Annotated in this window: 21 protein-coding genes and 1 tRNA gene; 7 read left to right on the top strand and 15 right to left on the bottom strand. The window is 44.4% G+C overall.

Translation table 11 applies throughout. From position 1 onward, the window contains the following. Positions 1–10: 10 nt before the first annotated feature. The 5 genes from AC3IRT_RS17090 to AC3IRT_RS17110 all read right to left on the bottom strand — a co-directional run bounded on the left by AC3IRT_RS17090 (position 11) and on the right by AC3IRT_RS17110 (position 6,995). Positions 11–1,465, bottom strand: coding sequence for a SusD/RagB family nutrient-binding outer membrane lipoprotein (locus tag AC3IRT_RS17090; protein ID WP_489394405.1), 1,455 nt, complete (start codon positions 1,463–1,465; stop codon positions 11–13). A 13-nt stretch (positions 1,466–1,478) separates the two neighbouring features. Next, the gene (locus tag AC3IRT_RS17095) at positions 1,479–4,916 is read right to left on the bottom strand and encodes a SusC/RagA family TonB-linked outer membrane protein (protein ID WP_489394406.1); all 3,438 of its coding nucleotides are present in this window, start codon (positions 4,914–4,916) and stop codon (positions 1,479–1,481) included. A 152-nt stretch (positions 4,917–5,068) separates the two neighbouring features. Continuing rightward, on the bottom strand, positions 5,069–6,040 hold the full coding sequence (locus tag AC3IRT_RS17100; protein ID WP_489394407.1) for a FecR family protein: 972 nt from the start codon (positions 6,038–6,040) through the stop codon (positions 5,069–5,071). A gap of 70 nt (positions 6,041–6,110) precedes the next feature. After that, the gene (locus AC3IRT_RS17105) at positions 6,111–6,704 is read right to left on the bottom strand and encodes an RNA polymerase sigma factor (RefSeq protein WP_489394408.1); all 594 of its coding nucleotides are present in this window, start codon (positions 6,702–6,704) and stop codon (positions 6,111–6,113) included. 216 nt (positions 6,705–6,920) lie between these two features. Beyond that, positions 6,921–6,995 (bottom strand) — tRNA-Glu (locus tag AC3IRT_RS17110). 115 nt (positions 6,996–7,110) lie between these two features. On the opposite strand from AC3IRT_RS17110, the gene AC3IRT_RS17115 reads away from it, so the two are divergent. Continuing rightward, positions 7,111–9,582, top strand: a complete 2,472-nt coding sequence (locus tag AC3IRT_RS17115) for a beta-N-acetylhexosaminidase (protein ID WP_489394409.1) — start codon at positions 7,111–7,113, stop codon at positions 9,580–9,582. Positions 9,583–9,635: 53 nt separating this feature from the next. On the opposite strand, the gene AC3IRT_RS17120 is transcribed toward AC3IRT_RS17115, so the two are convergent. Genes AC3IRT_RS17120 through AC3IRT_RS17130 form a run of 3 tightly spaced genes read right to left on the bottom strand, consistent with a single transcriptional unit; the run spans position 9,636 to position 11,803 of the window. Continuing rightward, a complete protein-coding gene (locus AC3IRT_RS17120; RefSeq protein WP_489394410.1) occupies positions 9,636–10,052 on the bottom strand; it encodes a hotdog fold thioesterase in 417 nt (138 codons plus the stop codon). After that, a complete protein-coding gene (locus tag AC3IRT_RS17125) occupies positions 10,042–10,584 on the bottom strand; it encodes a DinB family protein (protein WP_489394411.1) in 543 nt (180 codons plus the stop codon). The genes AC3IRT_RS17120 and AC3IRT_RS17125 overlap by 11 nt, the downstream gene beginning before the upstream one ends. Then, positions 10,562–11,803 carry a sensor histidine kinase gene (locus AC3IRT_RS17130; protein WP_489394412.1) on the bottom strand — a complete coding sequence of 414 codons (1,242 nt, stop codon included), beginning with the start codon at positions 11,801–11,803 and terminating at the stop codon, positions 10,562–10,564. The genes AC3IRT_RS17125 and AC3IRT_RS17130 overlap by 23 nt, the downstream gene beginning before the upstream one ends. Before the next feature lie 94 nt (positions 11,804–11,897). Between AC3IRT_RS17130 and gltX the strand changes: the two genes are divergently transcribed. After that, positions 11,898–13,418: a glutamate--tRNA ligase gene (gene gltX / locus AC3IRT_RS17135; protein WP_489394413.1), complete on the top strand. Its 1,521-nt coding sequence runs from the start codon at positions 11,898–11,900 to the stop codon at positions 13,416–13,418. 19 nt (positions 13,419–13,437) lie between these two features. Then, positions 13,438–14,337, top strand: a complete 900-nt coding sequence (locus tag AC3IRT_RS17140) for a sugar phosphate isomerase/epimerase family protein (RefSeq protein ID WP_489394414.1) — start codon at positions 13,438–13,440, stop codon at positions 14,335–14,337. A gap of 79 nt (positions 14,338–14,416) precedes the next feature. Here AC3IRT_RS17140 and AC3IRT_RS17145 read toward each other — a convergent pair whose 3' ends face one another. The 7 genes from AC3IRT_RS17145 to AC3IRT_RS17175 form a co-directional block, all read right to left on the bottom strand. Beyond that, positions 14,417–15,001 (bottom strand): 5-formyltetrahydrofolate cyclo-ligase, encoded by a 585-nt coding sequence (locus tag AC3IRT_RS17145; RefSeq protein WP_489394415.1) that lies wholly within the window; start codon positions 14,999–15,001, stop codon positions 14,417–14,419. 128 nt (positions 15,002–15,129) lie between these two features. Further along, on the bottom strand, positions 15,130–15,690 hold the full coding sequence (efp, locus tag AC3IRT_RS17150; protein WP_489394416.1) for an elongation factor P: 561 nt from the start codon (positions 15,688–15,690) through the stop codon (positions 15,130–15,132). A gap of 41 nt (positions 15,691–15,731) precedes the next feature. Further along, positions 15,732–16,304 (bottom strand): ABC transporter ATP-binding protein, encoded by a 573-nt coding sequence (locus tag AC3IRT_RS17155; RefSeq protein ID WP_489394417.1) that lies wholly within the window; start codon positions 16,302–16,304, stop codon positions 15,732–15,734. An 84-nt stretch (positions 16,305–16,388) separates the two neighbouring features. Beyond that, on the bottom strand, positions 16,389–17,183 hold the full coding sequence (lpxA, locus tag AC3IRT_RS17160) for an acyl-ACP--UDP-N-acetylglucosamine O-acyltransferase (RefSeq protein WP_489396147.1): 795 nt from the start codon (positions 17,181–17,183) through the stop codon (positions 16,389–16,391). A 10-nt stretch (positions 17,184–17,193) separates the two neighbouring features. Continuing rightward, the gene (locus AC3IRT_RS17165) at positions 17,194–18,588 is read right to left on the bottom strand and encodes a bifunctional UDP-3-O-[3-hydroxymyristoyl] N-acetylglucosamine deacetylase/3-hydroxyacyl-ACP dehydratase (RefSeq protein ID WP_489394418.1); all 1,395 of its coding nucleotides are present in this window, start codon (positions 18,586–18,588) and stop codon (positions 17,194–17,196) included. Between the two features lie 43 nt (positions 18,589–18,631). Next, positions 18,632–19,666 carry a UDP-3-O-(3-hydroxymyristoyl)glucosamine N-acyltransferase gene (lpxD, locus tag AC3IRT_RS17170; RefSeq protein WP_489394419.1) on the bottom strand — a complete coding sequence of 345 codons (1,035 nt, stop codon included), beginning with the start codon at positions 19,664–19,666 and terminating at the stop codon, positions 18,632–18,634. A 17-nt stretch (positions 19,667–19,683) separates the two neighbouring features. Next, positions 19,684–20,913 carry an HD domain-containing protein gene (locus AC3IRT_RS17175; protein WP_489394420.1) on the bottom strand — a complete coding sequence of 410 codons (1,230 nt, stop codon included), beginning with the start codon at positions 20,911–20,913 and terminating at the stop codon, positions 19,684–19,686. Between the two features lie 228 nt (positions 20,914–21,141). Between AC3IRT_RS17175 and porX the strand changes: the two genes are divergently transcribed. The 4 genes from porX (at position 21,142) to AC3IRT_RS17195 (ending at position 24,561) form a co-directional block, all read left to right on the top strand. After that, positions 21,142–22,695: a T9SS response regulator signal transducer PorX gene (gene porX / locus AC3IRT_RS17180; RefSeq protein ID WP_489394421.1), complete on the top strand. Its 1,554-nt coding sequence runs from the start codon at positions 21,142–21,144 to the stop codon at positions 22,693–22,695. Between the two features lie 12 nt (positions 22,696–22,707). After that, positions 22,708–23,118 carry a tRNA (adenosine(37)-N6)-threonylcarbamoyltransferase complex ATPase subunit type 1 TsaE gene (tsaE, locus tag AC3IRT_RS17185; protein ID WP_489394422.1) on the top strand — a complete coding sequence of 137 codons (411 nt, stop codon included), beginning with the start codon at positions 22,708–22,710 and terminating at the stop codon, positions 23,116–23,118. Between the two features lie 76 nt (positions 23,119–23,194). Beyond that, positions 23,195–23,740 carry an RNA polymerase sigma factor gene (locus tag AC3IRT_RS17190; RefSeq protein ID WP_489394423.1) on the top strand — a complete coding sequence of 182 codons (546 nt, stop codon included), beginning with the start codon at positions 23,195–23,197 and terminating at the stop codon, positions 23,738–23,740. A gap of 8 nt (positions 23,741–23,748) precedes the next feature. Continuing rightward, positions 23,749–24,561, top strand: a complete 813-nt coding sequence (locus AC3IRT_RS17195; RefSeq protein ID WP_489394424.1) for a hypothetical protein — start codon at positions 23,749–23,751, stop codon at positions 24,559–24,561. Positions 24,562–24,567: the final 6 nt, after the last annotated feature.

The raw sequence follows: 24,567 nt of genomic DNA on the forward strand, positions 1-24,567 counted from the left end.
GCGCATTCGATTAAGGTTTCTGCCACCATACCGGTGTATTGATATTATCCGGACCCTGCTCGGCTACCGCTTTTTGATAATTTGCACGGTTAGCATTTTGCACATAGACTGGGTAATTGAGTCGTACCGGCATTTTGCCGTCGTTAAGATGTCCCGATCCGATTGGCAGGACGGGGTGGCCTGTACGGCGGAATTCAAACCAAGATTGCATATCCGTGAAGAATAACGCGTAATATTTTTGCAGGTGGATAAGTTCCATTTTCTGAAATTCGTCGAAGTTGTCATCCCATGCGCTCAACTCTGTAGAGAGGTAGAAAGAGGGCATTTGGTGCCCCCAAAGTTCGATCCCCGCTCTAGTACCGCGCTCGTAGTATTCTCGAGCTGAGCCAGTCGTAATGTATCCTTTAACGGCTGCTTCCGCTAATATGAGCTGCAGCTCACCGTAGTTCAACATGTTTCCTAATAAGGGGTGGAACATCAGGCCGGTGTGCAGCGCAGATCCTTGTACGGGAGGCTGCCCAACAGGATACCCACTCGGTACGCCAAGATAGTCTCCATTGAAGAGAGATACCCAAGTCACGATACGAGGATCACTACGCTCACTAAGTTTGTCGATAAAGAAGCTGGCCGATTTTGGACCGTACCAATCGGCATTCCGCCAGGTGGCAAAAGGTGACACGTATGGTGATACACCAGTCCATCGTAAGATGGCGGAGTCATCATTGCTACGCATAATGGGGTATCTGATCGGGTTGTCTTCGATAATCTTTTTAATAATTGCCACGGTATTGAGTTCGGTTTTATGCGCAAGACGTAGTGCCAACCGAAGGTATAAGGAATTTCCAAAGAGACGCCATTTGTACATCTGTCCATTAAAAACGGGATCTGCATCTGCTTTAATTTTATATTCAAAAGCTATTCCATTGAGTAAGGTATTGGCTTCTTCTAGTTTCTCAAACAGCGATAAATAGATCGCCTCTTGTTTGTCGAATACGGGCTGCACAACGTTTGAATCTCTTCCTAATAATGCTTGCGAATACGGAATATCGCCATAAATATCGGTGAGTATAGAAAACAACCACACTTCAGAGATCTGAGCAATTGCTTTGTATTCTGGTTGATTGAGCTCATCCGCATACTCGTAGATATCGCGGAAGTTGCGCAGTTGCACATAGAGATTATTCCACATGTGGTCTGCTTCGTTGGTGCGGATATCGTATCGAAAGATACGTCCGTCACCGTCCCCCATATTGACCGTCACTTGCATGAGTTCATTAGTGATGCGCTGGCTACGGCTCATGTTGGCACTCACTGATTTCGTTAATGCGGGAGCCAACAGATTCTCAGGCTGAACCCGAGGACTGGTATTTGGGTTGGTATTAATTTCTTGGAAATCTTTGTTGCACGAGGTAAATATACTCGAGCAAACGATTCCTAGTAATATTATTTTTATAAGATGTTTCATGTTTACGATGATTTTAAAGGCCAATAACTAAGTTGACGCCAAAGGTTCGTGTAGCTGGGAATTGCCCCAACTCAAAGCCTCGGGTGATGTCGCCATTGCCCAGAGTACCAAACTCAGGATCAAAGGCAGGCCAGCTTGACCAAATAAATAAGTCTCGCCCGAAGGCGCCTATCGTGGCACGCTGCAACCCTAATTTAGCGAGGGTTTCGGGCTTCAAACTGTAATCGATTCGAAATTCTCTAAACTTTAGAAAGTCGGTTGAGTAACTGGTGCCTTCGACATTGTCGCGCCCCAAGTGCGCATTGTAATAATCCCACACATTGGTAACGATCACATCGTTTGCTCGGTAACTGCCATCACCATTGTCGATCACGCCGTTGCCGATGATGCCGTTATAGCGTCCGGGTAGCGTATTGGTTGTTTTACCTTGCTCACTATTGACCGCAGAGGTCAATGAATAGCCGACCGCACCAAATTGCGCGTCGAATAAAAAGCCTACGCGGAATTGTTTGTACCGGAACTCGTTGTACAAGCCTAGGCGAAAAGCGGGATTGGCTTGGCCAATGTATTGCACCGAATCGGTTAATTGAGGAATACCGTTGTCGTAAACGATCTGTCCATCGGGTGAACGTTGGTAACCGCGACCCCATAATTCATCCATACGGCCACCCACACGAGCTACCATCATACCGCGGCTGCCGGGTCCGTTTTGTAAGATCATTTCTTGTTGGTTATCCGTCAGTTCCAACACCTTATTCTTATTGGTACTAAAGGTGGGGCTCATGATCCAAGTAAGGCCATCTTTCTTTTGAATAGGTACGATAGAGGCTTCTAACTCAAAGCCACTATTTCGGATGCCACCGGCATTGATCAATACATTATTTGCACCAGACGCACGATCGATCACGGCGACTAAATGCTGATTGGTTGTCGTTGCGGTGTAATAGGTCGCATTCACGGTCAATCTATTTCTAAACAAGTTGAGATCTGTTCCGAGTTCATAACTAACCGTTTTAAGCGGTTGTAGTTGCAGATTAGGAAGCGAGGTAGGATTTGATCTTCCCCCCGGAAAAGTCGGGTCTACATTGTACGTGTAAGAGGTACGATAGGGTACCATCGATCCACTTCCTACTTCGGCGATAGATCCGCGAAACTTAACCATGGAGAACTGCGCAGGCAAGTTCACCATATCCGAAAGCACATAACTCACATTGACAGATGGATAGCTAAATGACTTGCCCTTGTTGGTCGGTGAGGCTAGTGCGCTATTCCAATCGGTACGAAACGATAGATCGGCAAATAAATAATCGCGGAATGCGACCGTACCAAAGGCATACACACTGTTGAGCACCAGTTCACTGCGAAAAGGTGTACTCACGATCACACCTGCTGGATTACCCATATTGAATATGCCGGGATAGGCCAATGAATCTGCCGAGTTGCGTTCCAACGCATTTTCATTGCGTAGGGAGCTACCTCCACCAGTGATTCTTATTTTGAAGTGGTCGTTGATATCCTTCTTGTACGTCACCATCATTTCAGAATTGGTCTCTGTGTTATTGATGGCTTGGGTACGGAACATCCCTTTCTTAAATTTTTCGGTATCGTATGGCCGCTGCTGGCTGCGTCGTTCGGCGTTTAGATCCATCGTGGTACGCACCAGCACATCCCATTCGTCCGAGAACTTATACGTGGCTTCGATATTACCGGTAAGGCCATGTCTCTTATTCTTGTTGAGCATTTCATAGGCGATCAAGTACGGATTGTCGACAAGACTACTGTAGGGATAGTTTTGCACCAGATTTTCTGATCCATGCTTCCAATAGTCTTCCAGCCAACTAAGCTGCGCATTGGGTTGCCAAAAGGCATTCCAATACATAAAAGATTGGTTATTGTAGCCAGAGGTTGGCAAGTTATCACTACGGTTTTGCCGGTAATTGATGCGGGTCTGGATCCGTAGCTTATCGGTGACCTGATGGGCGGCCGTCAAGGATACGTTGTTGCGTTCGTATCCCGTATTCGGGATGATCCATTTGTTTCGCAGATTTGTAAAAGAGAAACGTACTTGTGTACGAGCATTGCCCCCATCTAGGCTGATGGAATTGGTAAATGTTGTTCCGGTTTCGAAAAACTTTTTACGCTCATCCGGGAAGGCCTCCCAAAGGGTGCGTTCTGTAGCGCGCGTCTGGGTGATCGGGTCGTACTGGAAATAGGATTGACCGTCAAATTTCGGTCCCCAAGCGGAGCTGGTGCTTCGTGTGCTTGGGCCATCTACTCCGTCATTGAAGGAATAATAGCGCACGCCCTCCGTTCCTTGCCCGTATTCATACTGATAGTCGGGCCAGCGCGATACAGATTCGATCACGGCGTTGGACGATACGGTGACACCGATACCCTTGTTGATCTTTCCAGATTTTGTGGTGATGACGATCGCTCCATTAGCACCTCGCTGTCCATATAGCGCCGTAGCATTAGCACCTTTTAATACGGTAAGCGAAGCAATGTCTTCGGGATTAATATCGTTGATCCCCGTTCCGAAATCTACGGGTGAGTCACCGCCCAAATAAGCACCATGACCTTGGCCTACTTGGTTGCCACTGCTATTGTTGATCACCACTCCGTCGACGATGATCAATGCTTGGTTGTCTCCCGTCAAGTTGTTTTCGCCACGGAGAATAATTTTGTTGGAACCTGCTGGACCTGCTCCCGAGCGCACGAGGTTAACCCCAGCGATGCGTCCTGATAGCGCTTCCGTCCAGTTATTGGGCATGGTTTCGGTAATTTTATCGCCTTTTAGTTCGGTCGCGGCATAGCCTAACGACTTTTGCTGGCGTGATATGCCTAGCGCGGTGACAACCACCTCAGCTACTTCATCCATGGCGGGCACTAACTGAAAACTCAAGGTCATAGTTTCCCCTTCCTGTACGAGCACCTGACTTTTGCTCATCGTTTCAAACGAGATGTAGCTCGCCGTGACGGTGTAGGATCCGGGGCGTACCGAAACGGTAAATCGACCGTCATTGTTGGTGGTGGCTGTTCTGTTGAGCTCGGTGATACGAACTGTTGCTGATGGTAGTGGCTCGCCATTCTCATCCAATACAACACCTGTGAGCACACCGGGACGTTGTGCTTTCTTCAAGACGATAGTTCCTTTGTCATTTTCTTCAAATACCACATTCGTACCGGCGAATAGGTTTTGAAGGATGCGCTCTATAGAAGTGGTTTTGAATGATTTATTGGCCACCGCTTTAGACGACAGTCCGAGGAGCTTATCATCAAATGCAATGTCTAAATTTTGCTCCTTTTCGAGCTTCTTGATAGCGGTATACAACGTCATATCTGCCGCTGTAAAATCAATTTTTCGTTGGTGGATTTGCCCCATCAGAGGCGCCGCCAATAGAAATTGGCCAATCATCGTCCCAAATAAGCAGATCATAATTGTCGCACGCATAATAATTCGTATGAACAATAGATTTATATTCATTATTTTTATAGTCTTAGTAATACACAAAAAGCTAAGTGGCCGGGTATTGGGTCTCAAGCAAATCCCGGTCAACATACGTTGCGGACGGTGCCTTTTGGTACCGCACGCAATAGTTTGGTTTAGTAGAGAATTAGTTCATCGTCGACCCTCCTATATTTTAATCGGTGTATACTGCATATTTTTTCCATGTTTTCACGCAGTGGTCGATCCGCATAGAGTGTTAGATCATACGAATAGGTCTGCTTTGAATTTTCGGGTTTCTTGACCACGACGCCGTGCATATTTTGGATGACCTGTGCCATTTCTTCAAAGCTGGCCTGCGCTAATACTACTTTTCCATCACGCCAAGAGCCTTTATTTCCACTCTCTTGCAGGGCATACGTACCTTTATCTCTTGTAAATACGAGGGATTGTCCTAGGGATAGTTTTTCTAGCGGAAAACCATTCTTCTCCACTTGAACCGCACCGCGATCCACGCTCACATTGATGGTCTGTAATCCCGTGTAGCAATTGATATTAAAGGCTGTTCCGAGTACTCTCACGCTCAGGTCGTCTAATTCGACTATAAATGGTTTGGAAGGCAAGTGAGCCACATCAAAGAATGCTTCTCCTGATAAATGTACACGGCGGATACTGTCGCCATAGTTGGCCAACACTTCAACGGTAGAGTTGGCATTTAGCCAGACCTGCGTACTATCGGGCAGCACCAACATCTTGCGCTCCTTAATACCTGTGCTGCTGCGAAAGTCGGGCACAACGGCGGCTTGCTGTGCTATGCTACTGCTATTGGAGGAGAACACGCCTCGCTTAATAGCGATCGAAATTCCCAATACGAGCAATACCGCAGCGGCACTGACGAAATGGATGAGATACCGCTGTTTGAATGGACGCTGAGGAATAGGTTGCGGAATCTGGATGCCAGACCAGATACGCGCTCTAGTGCGTGCTTTCTGTTCGGTATTTTCGAATAGATCTTGCTCCTCTTTATTCGAGAAAGAGGCGTACCATGTCTCGATGAGTTGGCGCTCGGCTTCGGTGGCTTGGCCCGATTGGTGCTTATCGAGCAGTTCTTTGAGTTTCTTTAATTCCACTTGCTGTTGTTTTCACTCTTATAGTGCAGCGAAAGCGGAATAAGTACCTCAAGAAATCATTAAGTTGATATTAAGTAATTATTAAGGCCAAAATAAAGGCGTATAGGCTGGAGGAAACTTCAGGATGTTCTTTACTTAAGATGTCTTTAAGTTGTTTCAAGCCCATGGTTGTATTGTTTTTCACTGTTTGGGTCGAGAGGTCAAGGGCTTTCGCGATCTCAGCTATCGTAAAGTTTTGCATGCGCAATAGGATGATATCCCGCATATTCTTGGGGAAATGATCGATGGCTTGATTGATGGTAAGCTGAATCTCTTTTGCCGTAATGGCATCGAGTACGCCTTCTTCAAAGACAGCCATCTGCCGCAAGAGGTGATCTACCGTTTCTTGATGTAAATTATTTTTGGTGTAATGTCGAATCAATTTATTTTTAAGCGCACCTACGAGGTATGCTTTTATGGAGACGTTGATGATTATGCTCTCGCGGTTCTGCCAGAAAGAGGTGAAAATTTCTTGTACGAGGTCTTCTGCATCATCATGATTCTTGAGGCGAAAGTATGCTTCGCGGTAAAGATATTCCCAGTACGCGTTGAAAAATTGAGCAAAAGCTTCTTCACTCCCCGCTCGAATGGCTTGCATAAGTTGATTATCCTGTAAAATCTCCATAATGTACGTGGGCCGTTGGATTGCCAAATATACAGAGCCAGTATTAACTTAATGTTATGCTGTAAAATAGCGTGTGAAGGGAGTGGGAGAAGAAAATTGGCTTCGTCTACAACTTTTAAATACGATGCCTGAATAACGGATACCTACCAAAACCGTTATATACGACAAAAGCTTACAAATAAATTGCAAGCTTTTGTTTGATTTTAACCTTTCGGTTGGTAGCCCGTAGGGGAATCGAACCCCTGTTACCAGAATGAAAATCTGGCGTCCTAACCCCTAGACGAACGGGCCGTTTTTCTCTTTCGGTGTGCAAATATAGAATTATATCTATACACATCAAAATTATTTTTAAAAAATTGCAGCAGCCTATTAAAAAACCTATTTTAGACCAACGTAAATCCATCTTATGAAAAAATTAGGCCTATCCTTTTCCGCTTATCTCATTGCCCTAAGCTTTGGGTACGCTCAGCAGCCCTATTCGTTGAGTTGGCGCGTTTCGCCACAAGACTCCACGGGTAAGCAGTTTGATATTGTGCTAAAAAACAACCACAACAAGGCGCTAGATCTTAGCAGCTACGATCTATGGTTCAATTCCAACTATCATATTAAAGAGCAGGAACAAGCTACGTACAAGATATCTGATGAGAATGGGAATCTGTATCGCATTAACTTTAAGGAGGCTATCCGCTTAGCGAATCGCGATTCGATTCTGCTTACGTATAAAACGGATTTTCCGATTACACATACGTCCATCTCGCCAAATGGCTTTTATTTGCAATCGCGGCAAGATCCAAAGGCAGTAATCTCCTTACCGAATCCACAAATTACAGCACCGAAAGTATCGGCGGAGAAGAAGGCAAAAATGCTTGCCGACTTGTACGATAAAAATGCATTATTCCAAAGCAACGGATCACAGCTCATCTTGCCTACGCCGCAGTCTATAACCGCAGCGGCAGGTCAGTACGCTCTTAGCAAAGGTTTCTCTTACTATATCGATGCTACATTAGCACAAGAACTTTCGACAGTGTTGAATGAGGTCGCTCAAGACTTCTCCGCTTGGAATCTTAAAAACGTCCAGCAACCGGACGACGCGCAGTTAGCCATCCAAAAAATAGATGGATTAGCAGAAGATGCGTATCGGCTATCGGTAGATGCCAAAGGAATTCGCCTACAAGCCAGCCATGCTAAAGGAGCATTTTATGGTCTTCAATCTCTGTTATCCCTATTTCCTGCAAATTTTCAAGATAGCAAATCGATATCCATACCATTTGTACAGGTTGACGACGCCCCGCGCTATGCTTACCGCGGTTTGATGTTGGACATTTCGCGAAACTTCAAAGATCTACAGACGCTGAAACGCTATGTAGATGTGATGGCGCGGTATAAATTGAACAAATTACACCTGCATCTCATTGACGACGAAGGATGGCGTTTAGAAATACCTTCTTTGCCTGAGTTAACGGAAATCGGAGCAAATAGGACCCCATATTACGCAGATGGATTGGGCATTCAGCCATCGTACGGCTCTGGTGCAAACCTGAAAAAGAAACAATACTTATCGAAAGAAGAATTTAAGGAGTTATTGCGCTACGCGGATGAACGATTCGTGACGATCATTCCAGAAGTGGAGACACCAGGGCATGCGCGTGCGGCCGTCAAAGCGATGGAAGCTCGATATCATCGCCTAGTAAAAGAAGGACAGAAAGAAGAAGCCGAACGTTTCTTGATGAATGATTTCCAAGATACATCGACCTACTATTCTGCTCAATATTGGCAAGACAATGTGATGAATCCAGCCATGCCGGGCACGTATCGTTTCATTGCGCACATCATGGACGAGATTAAAGCTATTTATGCAGAAGCGGGATTACCCTTGAAAGTAATTTCCATTGGCGGCGATGAATTGCCAACAGGATCTTGGGAAGGATCCCCATTGGTGCAAGCCTTGATGAAAGAACAAGGCTATTCTTCTGTACACGAAGTGTGGACGTACTACATTGATCGCGTGCATAAAATCCTAAAAGAGAAAAATCTTACGATGGCAGGATGGGAAGAAGTGGGCATGGTGAACCGCGGAAAAGGCATGGAAGTGAATGAAAAGTTTGCGGATCGTGGATTTTTGCTCGATGTATGGAATAATACGATTGGTGGTGGTCAAGAAGATCTGGCCTACAAACTGGCCAATGCAGGTCATAATACCGTCTTTGTCAGTGCTAGTAATTTCTACTTCGACATGGCTTGGGACAATAGTTTTGAAGAGCCCGGATTGACTTGGGCCTCTAAAACAGATTTATATCACGCTTACTCATTACTTCCTGAAAGCTATTTTGCCAATATCCAGTATACAGATCGTGGAAAACCACTAGGCAAAAAACATTTTGAAAACAAAACAAGACTATCAGCAGAAGGTGCTAAACACTTAGTCGGCTTGAAAGGTGCGCTGTGGGCAGAGACGGTGCTAGACAATGATGCGATGGATTATATGATCTTCCCGCGCTTTTTTGCACTGGCAGAACGTGCGTGGGCACCGGCAAGCGAGTGGGAAAGTGAAGCAAACTTCGACAAGCAAGCATTCGACAATACTTATGCTGGATTTATTAACAAGGTCGGCAAGACAGAACTTCCGAAGTTGCGCAGCTTCGCAGGCGGATTTCAGTACCGTTTGCCTGCGGTGGGCATCAAAGAATCAGCCGGCAAAGTGATAGCGAACGCCGAATATCCGGGGTTCCCAATTCAATATACCATAAATTCTGACACTAGTGCAACAGCAAAGCCATTTCCTACAGCAGGCTTATCATTGAAATCAGGTGAAAAAATTCAGGTCTTTACCATCGATGTAGATGGCCGCAAAGGTCGTGTTAGCCATTACACGAAGTGATAATAGGTTATGTTAAGATTCCCCACATCTTTTAAGCAAGATGTGGGGAATTTTTATTTACGAACGATAGCAACTGTGAGCCGAGATACACAGGTCAGCTTACCTTTCTCATCTCTTATTTTGATATCCCAGATATGCGTTTTCCCTCCAATATGTAATGGTGTACACGTGGCAGTAACCTCGCCAGAAAGCACAGGACGTAAGTGATTGGCATTTACTTCCAGACCCACGCCCACATATTTTTCGGGATCTACGATTAGGTTTGTCGCCACACTTCCTACAGACTCGGCCAGCACGACGGAAGCGCCACCATGCAACAGTCCATATGGCTGCTTGACCTTATCCGTGATCGGCATGCGCGCTACGAGCGCATCATCCCGAATCTCAATCACCTCTATCCCCAGAAAGCCAGTCATATTCTTGCCAAAGAGCTCATTGAGTTCTGCGATACTATATTCCTTAAACCACATGTAGCTGTTTTTGATTGTTGTTGTCTTTGAGATATCTACCATGTAAAATCGTAATGTGATGATTCATATGCCCCGCAATGATATAAATAAACGCTTGCACACTAATCAACCGGTCAGAAGCCATACCCTTACGATTTAGCTCCGTATCGTTGAACGTTTGAAACAGCAGAATATTAGCCTGTCGTAGCACCTTGAATTCTTCGATAATACTTTCAAAGGATCTTTCGTTATGTCGTCCATTCGCTACGAATTCATCTTGCTCGAAAGAGGCCAAAGCGGTCATGTCATTTCGAGCGAAACGCAATGCGCGGTACGCCATGATACGTTCTGCATCTAGTAAATGGCAAAGCACTTCTTTCACCGTCCATTTTCCTTCTGCATAAGAGTACGTACCCTTCTCTTCGGGAATGCTACGCACGAACTCTGGAAAAGAGTCTAATTTTTTCCTGAGTTCATCCATAACCGGTTCGGTTACACTATCGATATACTCTTTGTAAATCGCCGGATAATCATCCGATTTGAGTTGGTTCATATCTCAAATTACTTTTTAAAATTATTCTGAATGTGGTGCCCTTGCCCACCTCGGATTCTTTTACAAATATCTGGCCACGATGCAGTTTCACCATCCTTTTGGTGAGACTTAAACCCAATCCCCAACCCCGTTTTCTGGTGGTAAATCCAGGTAAAAATATCGTTTCCCAATTGGACCGCGGTACACCTCTTCCGGTATCACTTACATCCATGAAAATTTCTTCCTTGGCGATATTTTCATGGATATGAATATGCACCTTTCCCTCTGACTCGATCGCGTTGACGGCGTTTTTTAAAAGATTCTCTATAATCCAATCGAACAGTTGCACATTCAACATGGCTTCCACATGTTGATCCCCGTCTAACACAAAAGAAATCCGACCACTTGTACGCACGCGGAAGTAATCCATGTATTCTTTGACTACATGGAAGATATTGTGATTGGAAAGATGCGGTTCTGAGCCGATTTTGGAAAAGCGATCGGCTACGACTTCCAGCCGATAGACGTCGCGCTCCATCTCGTCAAACAGCGTATTATCTTCCGACTCAAAAGTTGCTCTAGCCAGTTCTAGCCAGCCCATCAACGAAGAAATCGGTGTACCGAGCTGATGCGCAGCCTCTTTGGCCATGCCCACCCATACTAAATTTTCTTCCGAGCGCTTAATAGAATTAAACACCGTATACGCAATAATCAAGAAGATCGCGATTAAGGATAACTGAATATATGGAAAGACGCGAAGCTGGCGAAGGGCATCCGAATCCTTGTAATAAACAAACCATTTTTGCCCTGCAGTTTCTAACTCAATAATAATCGGCGCATGCCGCCGCTGCATTTCTGCCAACTCATTGGCAAAATAAGCGGGATCATATACGAGCTTGGCTGACAATGTATCGCTTACATCCGTTTGAATATTCGTCCGTGTGCTATCCAAGTCTCGCCAAAAGATAATATCACCAGTATCATCGGTGATGATTGCCGGTAATGAAAGGCTATCTCGCACCGCGTAAATAAAGCTGATAAACTCATCATTCACATCGGGCAACGACACGATGCTACGCGTGCTCATAGCCCATACCTCGGCCTTAGTACGTTCGGATTTTGACAAACTTTTGGTGAGGTAATTCGTGTATAGCAGTGATGCTGCCGCAATCATAGCCGCAAACAAAAACAGAAATAACTTCCAATGTTGCCTGTGATGGCGGTAGGGATTTCTTTGCATAAGTTCTAAATCGCCCCACAAAATAGGCATTTTATAGTTAGTAGGAGCCTTTATACGCCATCACGATCGGGAAATAATCCGTAGTTTTGTTGTTATGAGTTTGGAAAAGAGAGTCCGGGTGCGCTTCGCGCCCAGCCCGACAGGTGGCCTACATCTGGGAGGCGTACGTACCGCATTGTTCAATTATCTGTTTGCAAAGCATCACAACGGAGATTTTATTCTTCGCATCGAAGATACCGATCAGACTCGTTTTGTAGACGGCGCAGAAGCATATATCAACGACTGTTTGGCTTGGTGTGGTATCGCACCAGATGAAAGCCCCGAAAAACCGGGCGCAGTAGGCCCATATCGCCAGAGCGAGCGGAAACCTTCGTACCGTCAGTATGCTGAGCAGCTAATCCAGTCCGGACATGCCTATTACGCTTTCGACACCGCCGAAGAGCTCGACGAACAACGAAAATTGCAACCAAACTTCCGTTATAGCCACGAAAACCGATTGAATCTTCGCAACTCCCTGAGTTTAGAAGAAGCAGAAGTAGCTCGCTTATTGGCCAAAGGCCATCCGCATACCATACGCATCAAAATACCAGCAGAAGGAACGGTATCTTTTGAGGATATGATTCGCGATCGTGTGGCCTTCGAAACGAAATTGATCGACGATAAAGTATTGCTAAAAGCGGACGGTATGCCGACCTACCACCTTGCGGTGGTCGTGGATGACAAAGCCATGGAAATTTCTCATGTTTTCCGTGGTGAAGAATGGCTTCCTTCTGCTCCAGTACACATCTTGCTGTGGGATTACCTTGGTTGGAAAGACGAGATGCCACACTGGGCGCATTTGCCATTAATCCTGAAACCTGATGGCAATGGAAAACTAAGCAAACGCGATGGTGACCGCTTAGGATTCCCGGTTTATGCGATGAATTGGACAGATCCAGTTTCTGGAGATACAACGGTCGGATTTCGCGAAAAAGGTTTCTTGCCAGAAGCATTTGTCAATATGTTGGCCATGCTGGGCTGGAATGATGGCACGGAGGAAGAGTTCTTTACACTAGATCAGCTTATCGAAAAATTCTCCGTCGATCGCATCAGCAAAGCAGGTGCTAAATTTGATTTCGAAAAAGCAAAGTGGTTCAACAGAGAATGGATTCAACGTACCCCGAATGAAGAACTATTGCCTAAAATCATGGCACTACTTGCAGAAAAAGGCATCCAAGCAGACGCTGAAAAAGTAAACAACATCTTAGCGTTGGTGAAAGATCGGATGACATTCATTGCGGATTTCTGGGAGCATGCAGCATACTTTTTCCAAGCGCCTGAATCTTTGGATAGCGCCGCTATAAAACCAAAATGGACTCCAGAAAAGACGGCATTTTTTGAGGAAATGATCTCGGTTTTCGAAGCTCAAGAAGATTGGATAGCTAGTGGTCTGGAAATGGTTTTTAAAGAGAAAATAGCACAATCTGGACTGAAAGTAGGGGAATTGATGTTGCCATTGCGCATCATGTTGGTTGGTGGAAAATTTGGTCCAGATGTCTTTGTGATCGCTGAGACACTTGGAAAAGAACAAGTGGCAAGCCGCATCAAAAATGGATTGAAAATTATACAAAACTAATCACTAATAAATCATTACTATGAAACTACAAATCACAATGCTACAAGCAGCTTTGGTAGCCCTATTAGCATGGACTACGACTGCTTGCAACAACAATTCTTCTTCGCAAAATGCCGCAGCAGAATCGGCAGACAGCACCAAAACTGTTGAAGCAAGTTATCCAGAAGAAGAATTAGGATGGAAGTTGGGCGCTCAAGCGTATACATTTCGCTTATTCTCTTTCGAAGAAGCATTACATAAAATAAAAGAAGCTGGCCTACAACATGTAGAAATGTATCCCGGACAAGATCTTACTAAAGGTAGTGCGGATAAAACTGGTCACCAGTTAACGGCCGAAGGTCGTAAAAAAGCCAAAGAATTATTGTCTGAGCATGGCATCACGTTGAATGCATATGGCGTAGTTGATGGAAAAGATGAAGCGGAATGGCGCCAGATCTTTGAGTTCGCCAAAGAAATGGGCATACAAGTAATCGTGTGTGAGCCTAAGGCAGAGCATTTGGATATCTTGTCCAAACTGTGCGATGAGCACAATATCAAAGTAGCTATACACAATCACCCCGATCCTTCCACGTATTGGGATCCTACTATCGTGCTGAAAGCAATCGAAGGCCGTAGTGACAAAATGGGCGCAGCGGCCGATGTAGGCCACTGGGAGCGTTCGGGTTTGAATCCGGTGGAATCTTTGAAAAAGTTGGAAGGAAAAGTATACCACCTACATTTTAAAGATCTTAATGTAGCCAATGACAAAGCAGCGCACGATGTGCATTGGGGTACTGGCGTAATCGGCATGCCACAGATCATCGAAGAGCTGAAACGTCAGAATTTCAAAGGAATGATCTCTGCAGAATACGAGCACAATTGGGAAAACAATACCGATGATGTGAAAACCAGTGTTGCCAACTTCAGAAAAGCCCTTTAAGATTAGGCAACTCATAAAAAAAGCGATCAAGACTTCGAGTCTTGATCGCTTTTTTTATGGCTTAGCGGCTCTGATCGCTTTAAAATGAGGTGACTCCATGGGGTGTGATGAGGCTGTCCAGCGGCACATCCCAAGCGTCAGCTGGAATTAGCGTTGCTAGTGGCGCGAAATAAGAAACACCAACCTTCTGCACATTTGGACGACAAGCTTGCAGAAAACGGTCGTAAAAACCTTTACCATAACCAATGCGATTACCGTTGCGATCGCACACTAATAAAGGCATCAGGATTACATCCATATCTTCAGGAGAGACCGGCACGGTATCCGGCTGCAAAGTAAGTTCGGGAATTCCCCACGCATTTTCGACCACAGATTCGGTATTCCAAATAAAGTGTTGCAATGTACCTTGCTTCAATTCAGACACCGACACAACAATATGTACCGTCGGGTGGTGTTGGCGCAGCCAATGAATAAATGGCCTCGTATCGTACTCATTCCACTTTGCAATGGGCAGATAAATATGCAAGTACCTTATAACAGAAAAATCAAGACTTTTTAAACCTACGAGCAGCTGCTCATCCAGCAGTTGCCTTTCTGCAGGCAAAAGCGCCAATCGCTTCGTCTTATGTAGGGCTCTCAGTTCGTCTTTCGTCAGATCTTTCATCCTTTTTTCTCCTCACTAGTTGCTGCCGCAACAGCTTGATGCATGCAGATATCAAACCAAAAAAGCGGCCTTTGGAAATTCCATAGACCGCTTACTGTATTATTTAAGGAATAATAAGCTCGTATATTTTACTTTACGCGCTCAATATAGTCGCCTGTACGCGTATCTACCTTTACGCGATCACCTTGGTTTACAAACAAAGGCACACGAATCTCTACCCCAGTTTCTACCGTGGCACTTTTCAATGCGTTGGTAGACGTATCTCCTTTTACAGCAGGCTCTGTGTACGTAATTTCCAAATCAACCGTCGTTGGTGCTTGTGCCATGATCGGCTCTTCGCTTTCAAAAGCCACGATCACGTTCATGCCTTCTTTCAGAAAACGAGCGCTATTGCCAAAAAGTGATTTCTGTACGTTAAACTGCTCGTAGCTCTCATTATCCATGATCACGAAGAAATCACCATCATCGTATAGGTATTGATAATCATTCGTTTCTACACGTGCGATCTCTACCTCTTCGTCTGTTCTGAAGCGGTATTCAACCAATTTACCCGTCTTTAGGTTACGCATTTTCGCTTGGTAAAATGCTCTTAAATTCCCAGGTGTACGGTGCAAAAATTCATCTACGCTCACCAACTCTCCGTTGAAACGCAATATATTTCCAGATTTTACGTCTGATGCTTTAGCCATAATATTTTTTATTTCGGACTCAAAAATAGAAAAATCCGTGGTTATTTAAAAAGCTTGTACTGTTGGATGTTTAGATGTTCATCACAAAAAGCATATTCTTTTGGCTGATTGGAGCCAACAATCAGGATCCGATCGAGACCAATAGTTTGCTTCACCAGATCCAGATACCAGTTTTCACCATGCACATCTAAGTTACTGGTCGGCTCATCCAGAAAAACCAAATCACTGGCCGAGCAGCAGGCCAACACCAACTTGAGGCGTTGCTTCATTCCCGAGGAAAAGTACTTAATTTCCTTATCTCTGGCCGCCTCAAGCTGTGATAACTGCAACAGGGATTCTTTGTTGTAGCCTGGCAAATAACTTTTGTGCTTAAAATGGAAGTCGATCAATTCCGACAGGCTAAACTCTTCTATCAACTCCATGTAAGGCGCTGCAATTGTGAGGTGATTATACACATCATCTAACAAACAAATATCCTGCGGCGCTCGCTCGTACTGCAACGTGCCTTCGCTCGCCGACAGGCTGCCTGTAAGCACCTTAATCAGCGTCGATTTTCCCGAACCATTCGGCCCCAGAATAGCGTACTTCTTTCCAGCAGAAAAGGTATAACTCAAGTGTCTAAATATCCACTCTCGGTTATACCTTCTCCCGATGTCTTGCAGCGTGATCTTCAAGTCCGTGCCCTTATATGGTGGTCGTTATAGACTGGCTTTTCCCTGTCCAAAACCTTTGACAACGCCGCGGTTCGATGCACGCACGAAGCCCAAAATTTCGTCTCTTAGCTCTGTCGCTTCAAATTCAGCTTCTACCAAATCCAAGGCTTTACCCAAGTTACTGTGCTTCACGAAGAGCACACGGTAGATGTTTTGAATTTCGGTGATTTGCTCATTGGTGTATCCCCGACGACGCAAGCCAACCGAGTTGATTCCAGCATACGCAATCGGTTCACGAGCTGCTTTGATATAAGGAGGCACATCTTTTCGCACTAGTGTACCACCAGTCACAAAAGCATGTGAGCCAATTTTACAAAATTGGTGTACAGCGACCATTCCGGCTAATACCACGTAATCGCCTACTGTAATGTGGCCGGCAAGTGTGCTAGAGTTCGAGAAGATACAGTTATCTCCGACGAAACAGTCGTGCGCGATGTGGCTATATGCTTGGATCAAGCAGTTTTTACCGATAACTGTACGATAACGATCTTTAGTACCTCTATTGATGGTTACACATTCTCGAATGGTCGTATTATCACCGATTTCTGCTGTCGTAATCTCGCCTTCAAACTTCAAGTCTTGCGGCTCACCCGAGATGATCGCTCCTGGAAAAATACGGCAGTTTTTTCCAATGCGCGCGCCATCCATGATCGTCACATTGGAGCCTATCCACGTGCCTTCTCCAATCACCACATCTTTATGAATGGTAGAGAAAGGCTCGATTACCACATTATGCGCTATTTGCGCATCTGGGTGTATATATGATAATGGTTGTATCATCATGTTTAGTTTATTCTTTTACTCGAACGATTTGTGCCATTAGCTCTGCCTCGCTCACTACTTTCTCACCGACCAATCCTACACCTTTCATGCGGGCGATACCACGACGTATCGGCTCCAATAACTCACAGGTAAATATCACTGTATCGCCTGGGCGAACAGGGTTTTTGAATTTCGCGTTTTCGATTTTTAAGAACAGGGTTAACCAGTTCTCTGGATCTGAAACGGTGTTCAACACCAATATACCACCTGTTTGTGCCATTGCTTCGATTTGCAAAACGCCAGGAAACAAAGGCGAGCCTGGGAAATGTCCCATAAATAGGTCCTCGTTCATCGTTACGTTCTTCAAACCAACCACATGGTTTTCCGACAATTCCAAAATCTTATCAATCAATAAGAAGGGTTGGCGGTGTGGCAATATATTCATGATCTGCACCGTATCATATACGGGCGTCATGTTCGGATCATACACCTTTACATTCTTGCGCGAGCGATCTTTTTTCATTTGCGCTTTGATGCGCTTCGCAAAAGCAACATTCGCCGCATGTCCAGGACGCGCCGCCATAATGTGCCCCTTAATCGGCCGACCTACCAAAGCCAAATCACCGATCATATCTAGTAATTTGTGGCGAGCGGGCTCATTTAAGTGACGAAGTTTCACATTATTTAAAATTCCCTCACTCGCAACTTCTACTTTTTTATTAAATACGTGCTCTAACTTACTAAGTTCGCTTTCTTCAATTTTCCTATCTACTATAACGATAGCATTAGACAAATCGCCACCTTTAACTAGATTTTGCTGTACCAACATCTCTAGTTCATGCAGGAAACAGAATGTCCTCGACGAAGAAATCTCTTTCGGAAACTCCGTTATGTGGCTAATAGATGCATGTTGACTTCCTAATACGGGTGAATTGAAATCGATCATACAGGTTAAACGATAACCATCTAACGGCATGGCCACGATCTCTACTTGTCGTTCGGGTTCATTATAATGGATATTGCTAGTTACTTCAAAATATTCGCGATCAGCTTCTTGATCTACAAAACCTGCTTCGCGCAATTTCTCGACGAAGATAGCTGCACTACCATCTAGAATTGGGACTTCTGGACCATCAATCTCGATGAGGATATTATCCAATTCTAGTCCTACTAAGGCTGACATCAAGTGTTCAATCGTACTGACAGATCCACCATTCTGAGAAATTGTCGTACCACGTGAGGTATCTGTCACATTATCGGCATCTACATGGACCAAAGGCTTACTTTCCAAATCCACGCGTTGGAATTTGTACCAATGATTCTCTGGTGCAGGTTTGATGCATATATTTACGGGGTGCCCCGTATGCAGTCCTACGCCCGAAATCGTCACTTCGGATTTAATAGTTCGCTGTTTTACATTCATATTTAGCATTATATTGACGTCAAGTAAGTATTAAAAGTAGCTATTATTTTTCACTGAGACGCTTCTCCAATTCAGCGATTCTCTTTTCTAGCTCAGGCAGTTTAGCATAAAGCACCTGCGATCTAAGCTCCCCTTGGTACGGAAATGCCGGAGAACCAGCCCATTTCTTATTTTCTTGGCTTATTGTTTTGTTTATCCCAGATTGTGCTTGCACTTGTGTCCCATCAGCCACTGTAATATGACCAACCACACCAACTTGGCCGCCAAGGATCACCTTTGCGCCGATCTTTGTGCTCCCAGAGATTCCCGTTTGTGCTGCGACAACCGTATTTTCTCCGACCTCCACATTATGTGCAATCTGTACCAAATTATCCAATTTCACACCACGGCGCAACACTGTTTGCCCTAGTGTAGCACGATCTACTGTTGTATTGCTTCCAATCTCTACCCAATCTTCGATAATGACATTACCAATTTGAGGCACTTTTTGGTACGATCCATCTTCTTGCGGAGCAAAGCCGAAGCCATCACTACCCACCACAGAACCTGCATGTACTGTCACATTATTACCTAACACGCAATCGTGGTAGATCTTTGCTCCTGGATATATCACACTATTATCGCCGATGCGTACATTGTCGCCAATATACACTTGCGGATAGATTTTCACATTTTTACCCAACACGGTTTGCTGTCCGATATAGGCAAAAGCGCCAACATAAAAGCCTTCTCCGAGCTGCGCAGAATCATGTACAAAGCTGTACTCTTCCCGTCCTGATCGGTCGGAGCGCATTTGTTCGTATATTTTCAATAATTCAGCAAATGCTTGATAGGCATCTTTCACTCGAATTAGCGTAGGTTTTACTGCTCTCTTCGCATCCAGCACCTGCGATTCATTCACGATCACAATCGCTGCTGAACTGTCATAAATATGTTGCTCATATTTAGGATTAGAAAGAAAGGATAAACTTTCGGCATCTCCTTCTTCAATCTTAGATAAGCGAGACACCGCCACTTCGGGATTACCTTCTATCGTGCCCTGCAATAATGCAGCAATTTGTTGAGCTGAAAATTTCATCGCGTGTAAGGACTCTTTTAATTAAATATTTCTTTAGGATAAATGACGGCGTGTTTGACCACAATTTTCGACAATGCATCCAGATTTGACAAGTCTGAAGCAGCCGTAATATCTAGCAAAGTACCGTCTTTCGCTAAGACATTGATATTATTCTGGTCAGGATCGTACGCACTGTTTTGAATAGTTTGCGCATAGACAAAATAGTCTACCTCATGATCCTCCAGATCAAATGCCGCTTTTGTGCGTCGCTGCAGTTCTTGAAACTCTGTCGCTGTCACCGCTTCGCTACGCAGCTCGGTACGAAAGAGCTCTCTATTCATCAATTTAGAACACAATATACGTAAGATCTTATCTTCGTGTGTACTCCACGCCTTGATGGCCGACATAATATCCGTATCGTCTAAACGGGTAAACCAAGACAAATGAGACTGATCACTCATAAAATTGTCTTTCGTAATGCGTTGATGTAGAAAATGAACCAGCGCCGGACTCGCAAATAAAGCAACGTCTTCTTGGGCTAATTCCTTGGCTCGTCGTAGCGCTTGTAGCAACATTTGCTCTGCCGCTACCACGGTCTTGTGCAAATACACCTGCCAATACATGAGTCGGCGGGCAATCAGAAAATTCTCTACCGAGTAAATTCCTTTCTGTTCAATAACCAATTGCTCATCGACTACATAAAGCATTTTGATGATGCGATCAAACGATATGACTCCCTCAGAGACACCCGTAAAAAAGCTGTCGCGATTGAGGTAATCCATCCGATCTGTATCCAACTGGCTCGACACCAATTGATGCAAGAATGGTCTTGTATATTTATTATTAAAGATGCAAATAGCCAAATCCAATTTTCCGTGAAATGCCTCATTGAGTCGTTGCATCAAGACGGAGGATATCATCTCATGCGATACGCCCTCAATAATGGTTTGCTCTAACGAGTGGGAAAATGGACCATGCCCGATATCATGTAATAGAATCGCAGCCAGAGCCGCTTCTTCTTCCTCTTCCGAAATCTCCACCTCTTTATTCCGTAAGGTACTAATGGCCAGACTCATCAGATGCATCGCACCAATCGCATGTTGAAAACGGGTGTGTAAAGCGCCTGGATATACCAAATGGCTCATGCTGCCTTGCTTGATGTACCGCAGCCTTTGAAAGAAGGGATGCTGAATAAGATCATAAATGAAGGCAGATGGAATGGTCACAAAACCATACACCGGATCATTAATTATTTTTTTCTTATTCAATACTTTATAATCTATTAATCTATTAATCCAGCCGTTTTACCTTACTTTTAAGCAGTAATAATGCTCGAATATAACGGCAAAGATACATAGATATGCGTTAATTCTTGTTAAAAAAGCGCAACGAATTGATTGGTGAGGCACAGGATGGGTTTCTTCACCTTATCTTCACCGTTCAAATCATTTTTAAACTTCAGTTGTTGAACTGATAGATTTCCTAAGGCAACACACATGCAGAAGACACGTATACTCTGGGCAGACGATGAAATTGAATTTCTGAAGCCACATATATTATTATTGGAACAAAAAGGGTATAAAGTCAAGACCGTAAACAATGGCTACGATGCGGTAGACGCCTTCAAAAGCGATCCATATGATCTGGTTTTTCTTGACGAGAATATGCCTGGACTAACTGGATTAGAAACATTGAGCATCCTGAAGTCGGTCAATGCTTCAATTCCTACCGTATTGGTCACCAAAAATGAGGAAGAGCATCTGATGGAAGATGCTATTGGTTCCAAAATCGACGACTACCTGATAAAACCGGTAAACCCTAAACAAATACTACTGACGATAAAGAAACTTACAGAAAACCGCAGACTGGTCAGTGAAAAAACCTCACTAGCTTATCAGCAGGATTTCCGCAATCTGGGCACCATCATGAATGATGCTTTGGATTACAAACAATGGGTAGAAGCGTACAAGAAATTGCTTTATTGGGAGCTGTCGCTCGAAAAATTGGAAGACAGCGGAATGCACGAGATCCTGACGATGCAAAAATCGGAAGCCAACACCTTGTTTGCCAAATATGTCGAAAATAACTACCTCGGCTGGATCAATGATCCAGGCAGCGGCCCCAATCTCTCGCATCATATTTTCAAGAAAAAGGTATTTCCGACCATGGAAGAGGATCGGCCTACTTTTTTCTTTTTGATCGACAACCTGCGGTACGATCAGTGGCGTGTAATCAATGAAATCATTACCGAATACTTCCGCCTGGAGGAAGAAGATAGTTATTACAGCATTCTGCCAACCGCAACACAATATGCGCGGAATGCGATCTTTAGCGGACTGACGCCGCTGGAAATGGAACGCCGGTTTCCAGATCATTGGCAAAATGACAATGATGAAGGCGGTAAAAACATGTACGAAGATGTGTTCTTAGCCGACCAGATCAAACGGGTTTATCGCAAAGACATCAAACACTCGTATACCAAGATATTGACCCACGAGCAAGGAAAGGATGTTTTAGAAAATCTAAACAACCTGATGAATAATGACCTGAATGTATTGGTCTATAACTTCGTAGATATGCTATCGCATGCTCGCACCGATATGGCTATGATTCGTGAACTAGCGAATGACGACGCGGCTTATCGTTCATTGACCTTGTCTTGGTTTGAGCATTCGCCTTGGCTAGATGTGTTGAAGTGGCTTGCGCAGCACAAAGTACGTGTCATTGTGACCACAGACCACGGTACTATTCGTGTCAAGAAACCGAGTAAAATAGTAGGCGATCGCAACACGAATACCAACCTGCGGTACAAACAGGGCAGAAATCTCAACTATCATGAAAAGGATGTATTCGTGGTCAAAAATCCGCACGATGCGCAGTTGCCGAAACTAAACATTAGCTCGGTGTACACCTTCGCTAAAGAAGATGCCTATTTTGTATATCCCAACAATTACAATCAGTTTGTAAATCATTTCTATGGCACCTTCCAGCATGGCGGGATCTCATTAGAAGAAATGATCATTCCATTTGCTACCTACACGCCGAAATAAGTAAATTTGCTTATGGAATACCGCGTAGACACATTGGCAGACCTCAGCGCGGTCGCCAAAACTATAGTTCAATCCTTTGCCGACGCTCGTGTGATCTTGTTTTATGGAGATATGGGCGCCGGCAAAACGACTTTTATCAAAGAAGTCTGTGCTCAGCTCGGTGTGGTTGAAAATACCTCCAGCCCCACATTTTCAATTGTTAACGAATATGAATCCCCTCAGGGCTCCGTGTATCATTTCGATTTCTATCGATTACGAAATGAGCAAGAGGCATTTGATATGGGATATGAAGAATACTTATACTCTGGCCACTACTGCTTAATCGAGTGGCCAGATAAGATTGCCAATCTATTACCACCAGATTCGAAGTCCATTCACCTTCGTGTTACCGGCCCGGAAAGCCGGATTATTGAACTTATTTAAGATTTTTTAACTTTTTTCTATTTCTGCTGCAACCATTCGTTCAGAAGCTCCGTCTTTCTTATAAAACCTAGTAAAATTGAAACTGACGAATATTGACATGGTATGGGAGGGCTGCAAAAAGCAGGAACGCAAAGCACAAGCGGCTTTATACCATCATTTTTCGTCGAAGATGTTTGCCGTTTGTTTGCGGTACGCAAAAGATCACTTAGAGGCGGAAGATATGTTGCAGATCGGTTTTGTAAAGGTATATACCAAATATCATTTATATGATGGCGCAGGATCGCTGGAAGGTTGGATCAGACGAATCATGGTGAATACCGCTATTGAAGTGTACAGAAAGCGAAAGATGGTATACATCGATTTAGAGGAGGAAGGTAATGGCGCTTCGCAGATCGTTAGCCCATTGCAAGCAGATCAGACGGCGTACAAAGATTTGTTGCAATTGGTCAACCAACTGCCGATAAACTACAAAACGATCTTCAACCTGTATGCGATAGAAGGATTCAGTCACAAAGAAATTGCCGACAGCCTATCGATTACGGAAACAAATTCTAAATCGCAGCTTTCGAGAGCAAGAAGCTGGCTGAAAGAACGGTTATTAAAAATGGATCATATTAGCTAATAGGAGAAATGGATATGAAAGAAAAAGATATCGACAAACTGTTTCGCGATGCGCTGCAAAGCGAGGAAGCGACGCCGAGTCCACAGCTGTGGGACAAGATCGTGCAGCAGTTGGATGAGGAAGCGGAGGGCAAGGAAGGAATTGTTCCATTGATTCCAGTCACCAAAAAACGAAATTATCTTTGGATAAGGTATGCAGCAGCTTGTGCCTTAGTCGGTGTAGGTTTATTTGCCTATTTCATGATGCAACAAAAATCCATCATACCGCAAACACAAGTGGTGCATCAGCAATCGGAAAAGAAGGCTGTTGAATCCATAAATGACGATACAACATCTGCAGAGGAAGAAGTAATGGAAAACATTGTACGCCCGGGAAGACTATTAACCCACAGCATAACACCTGTGCAGCAGGAAGAACCTCTCAGAAAAACGACAAGCGAATCCATAGAACAAAAGCGCATTGCTCCTGTTAATCAGCCAGAAGTAAATCAGCTGGCAGCGATGGAGAAACCGGAAATCCCGACTTTGCAACATCTGCAGTTGGCAGAAGTGCCAACGATGGATCTTCCGACCCGATTTGTAACCGATGTAGAACCGATCAAGCCACTCATAGAACCTTTTGAGGAAGAGGAAGAAATGATGATTGCAGGAACCGTAAGAAAGGCTACAGGCAGCGTAATCAGCAAAATTAGACATGTAGTGAACGATAATACGCCAACACAGGTAACAAAGGATATCTACGTATTGAAGGATGAAGAAGGCTCATTCCGCCTAGAATTAGGCAATCTCTTCGCTAAAAACAGAACAAAAAAACGCAAATAACTCTTA

Source organism: Sphingobacterium sp. KH_072 (assembly GCF_057837975.1).

What these genes read in the sequence shown, in the direction of transcription:
- AC3IRT_RS17090 (WP_489394405.1), bottom strand. Translation starts at nt 1,465, where the DNA reads ATGAAACATCTTATAAAAATAATATTACTAGGAATCGTTTGCTCGAGT.
- porX (WP_489394421.1), top strand. Translation starts at nt 21,142, where the DNA reads ATGCAGAAGACACGTATACTCTGGGCAGACGATGAAATTGAATTTCTG.
- AC3IRT_RS17140 (WP_489394414.1), top strand. Translation starts at nt 13,438, where the DNA reads ATGAAACTACAAATCACAATGCTACAAGCAGCTTTGGTAGCCCTATTA.
- lpxD (WP_489394419.1), bottom strand. Translation starts at nt 19,666, where the DNA reads ATGAAATTTTCAGCTCAACAAATTGCTGCATTATTGCAGGGCACGATA.
- AC3IRT_RS17145 (WP_489394415.1), bottom strand. Translation starts at nt 15,001, where the DNA reads ATGAAAGATCTGACGAAAGACGAACTGAGAGCCCTACATAAGACGAAG.
- AC3IRT_RS17125 (WP_489394411.1), bottom strand. Translation starts at nt 10,584, where the DNA reads ATGAACCAACTCAAATCGGATGATTATCCGGCGATTTACAAAGAGTAT.
- AC3IRT_RS17120 (WP_489394410.1), bottom strand. Translation starts at nt 10,052, where the DNA reads ATGTGGTTTAAGGAATATAGTATCGCAGAACTCAATGAGCTCTTTGGC.
- AC3IRT_RS17195 (WP_489394424.1), top strand. Translation starts at nt 23,749, where the DNA reads ATGGATATGAAAGAAAAAGATATCGACAAACTGTTTCGCGATGCGCTG.
- gltX (WP_489394413.1), top strand. Translation starts at nt 11,898, where the DNA reads ATGAGTTTGGAAAAGAGAGTCCGGGTGCGCTTCGCGCCCAGCCCGACA.
- AC3IRT_RS17165 (WP_489394418.1), bottom strand. Translation starts at nt 18,588, where the DNA reads ATGAATGTAAAACAGCGAACTATTAAATCCGAAGTGACGATTTCGGGC.
- AC3IRT_RS17095 (WP_489394406.1), bottom strand. Translation starts at nt 4,916, where the DNA reads ATGCGTGCGACAATTATGATCTGCTTATTTGGGACGATGATTGGCCAA.
- efp (WP_489394416.1), bottom strand. Translation starts at nt 15,690, where the DNA reads ATGGCTAAAGCATCAGACGTAAAATCTGGAAATATATTGCGTTTCAAC.
- AC3IRT_RS17130 (WP_489394412.1), bottom strand. Translation starts at nt 11,803, where the DNA reads ATGCAAAGAAATCCCTACCGCCATCACAGGCAACATTGGAAGTTATTT.
- lpxA (WP_489396147.1), bottom strand. Translation starts at nt 17,183, where the DNA reads ATGATACAACCATTATCATATATACACCCAGATGCGCAAATAGCGCAT.
- AC3IRT_RS17115 (WP_489394409.1), top strand. Translation starts at nt 7,111, where the DNA reads ATGAAAAAATTAGGCCTATCCTTTTCCGCTTATCTCATTGCCCTAAGC.
- AC3IRT_RS17105 (WP_489394408.1), bottom strand. Translation starts at nt 6,704, where the DNA reads ATGGAGATTTTACAGGATAATCAACTTATGCAAGCCATTCGAGCGGGG.
- tsaE (WP_489394422.1), top strand. Translation starts at nt 22,708, where the DNA reads ATGGAATACCGCGTAGACACATTGGCAGACCTCAGCGCGGTCGCCAAA.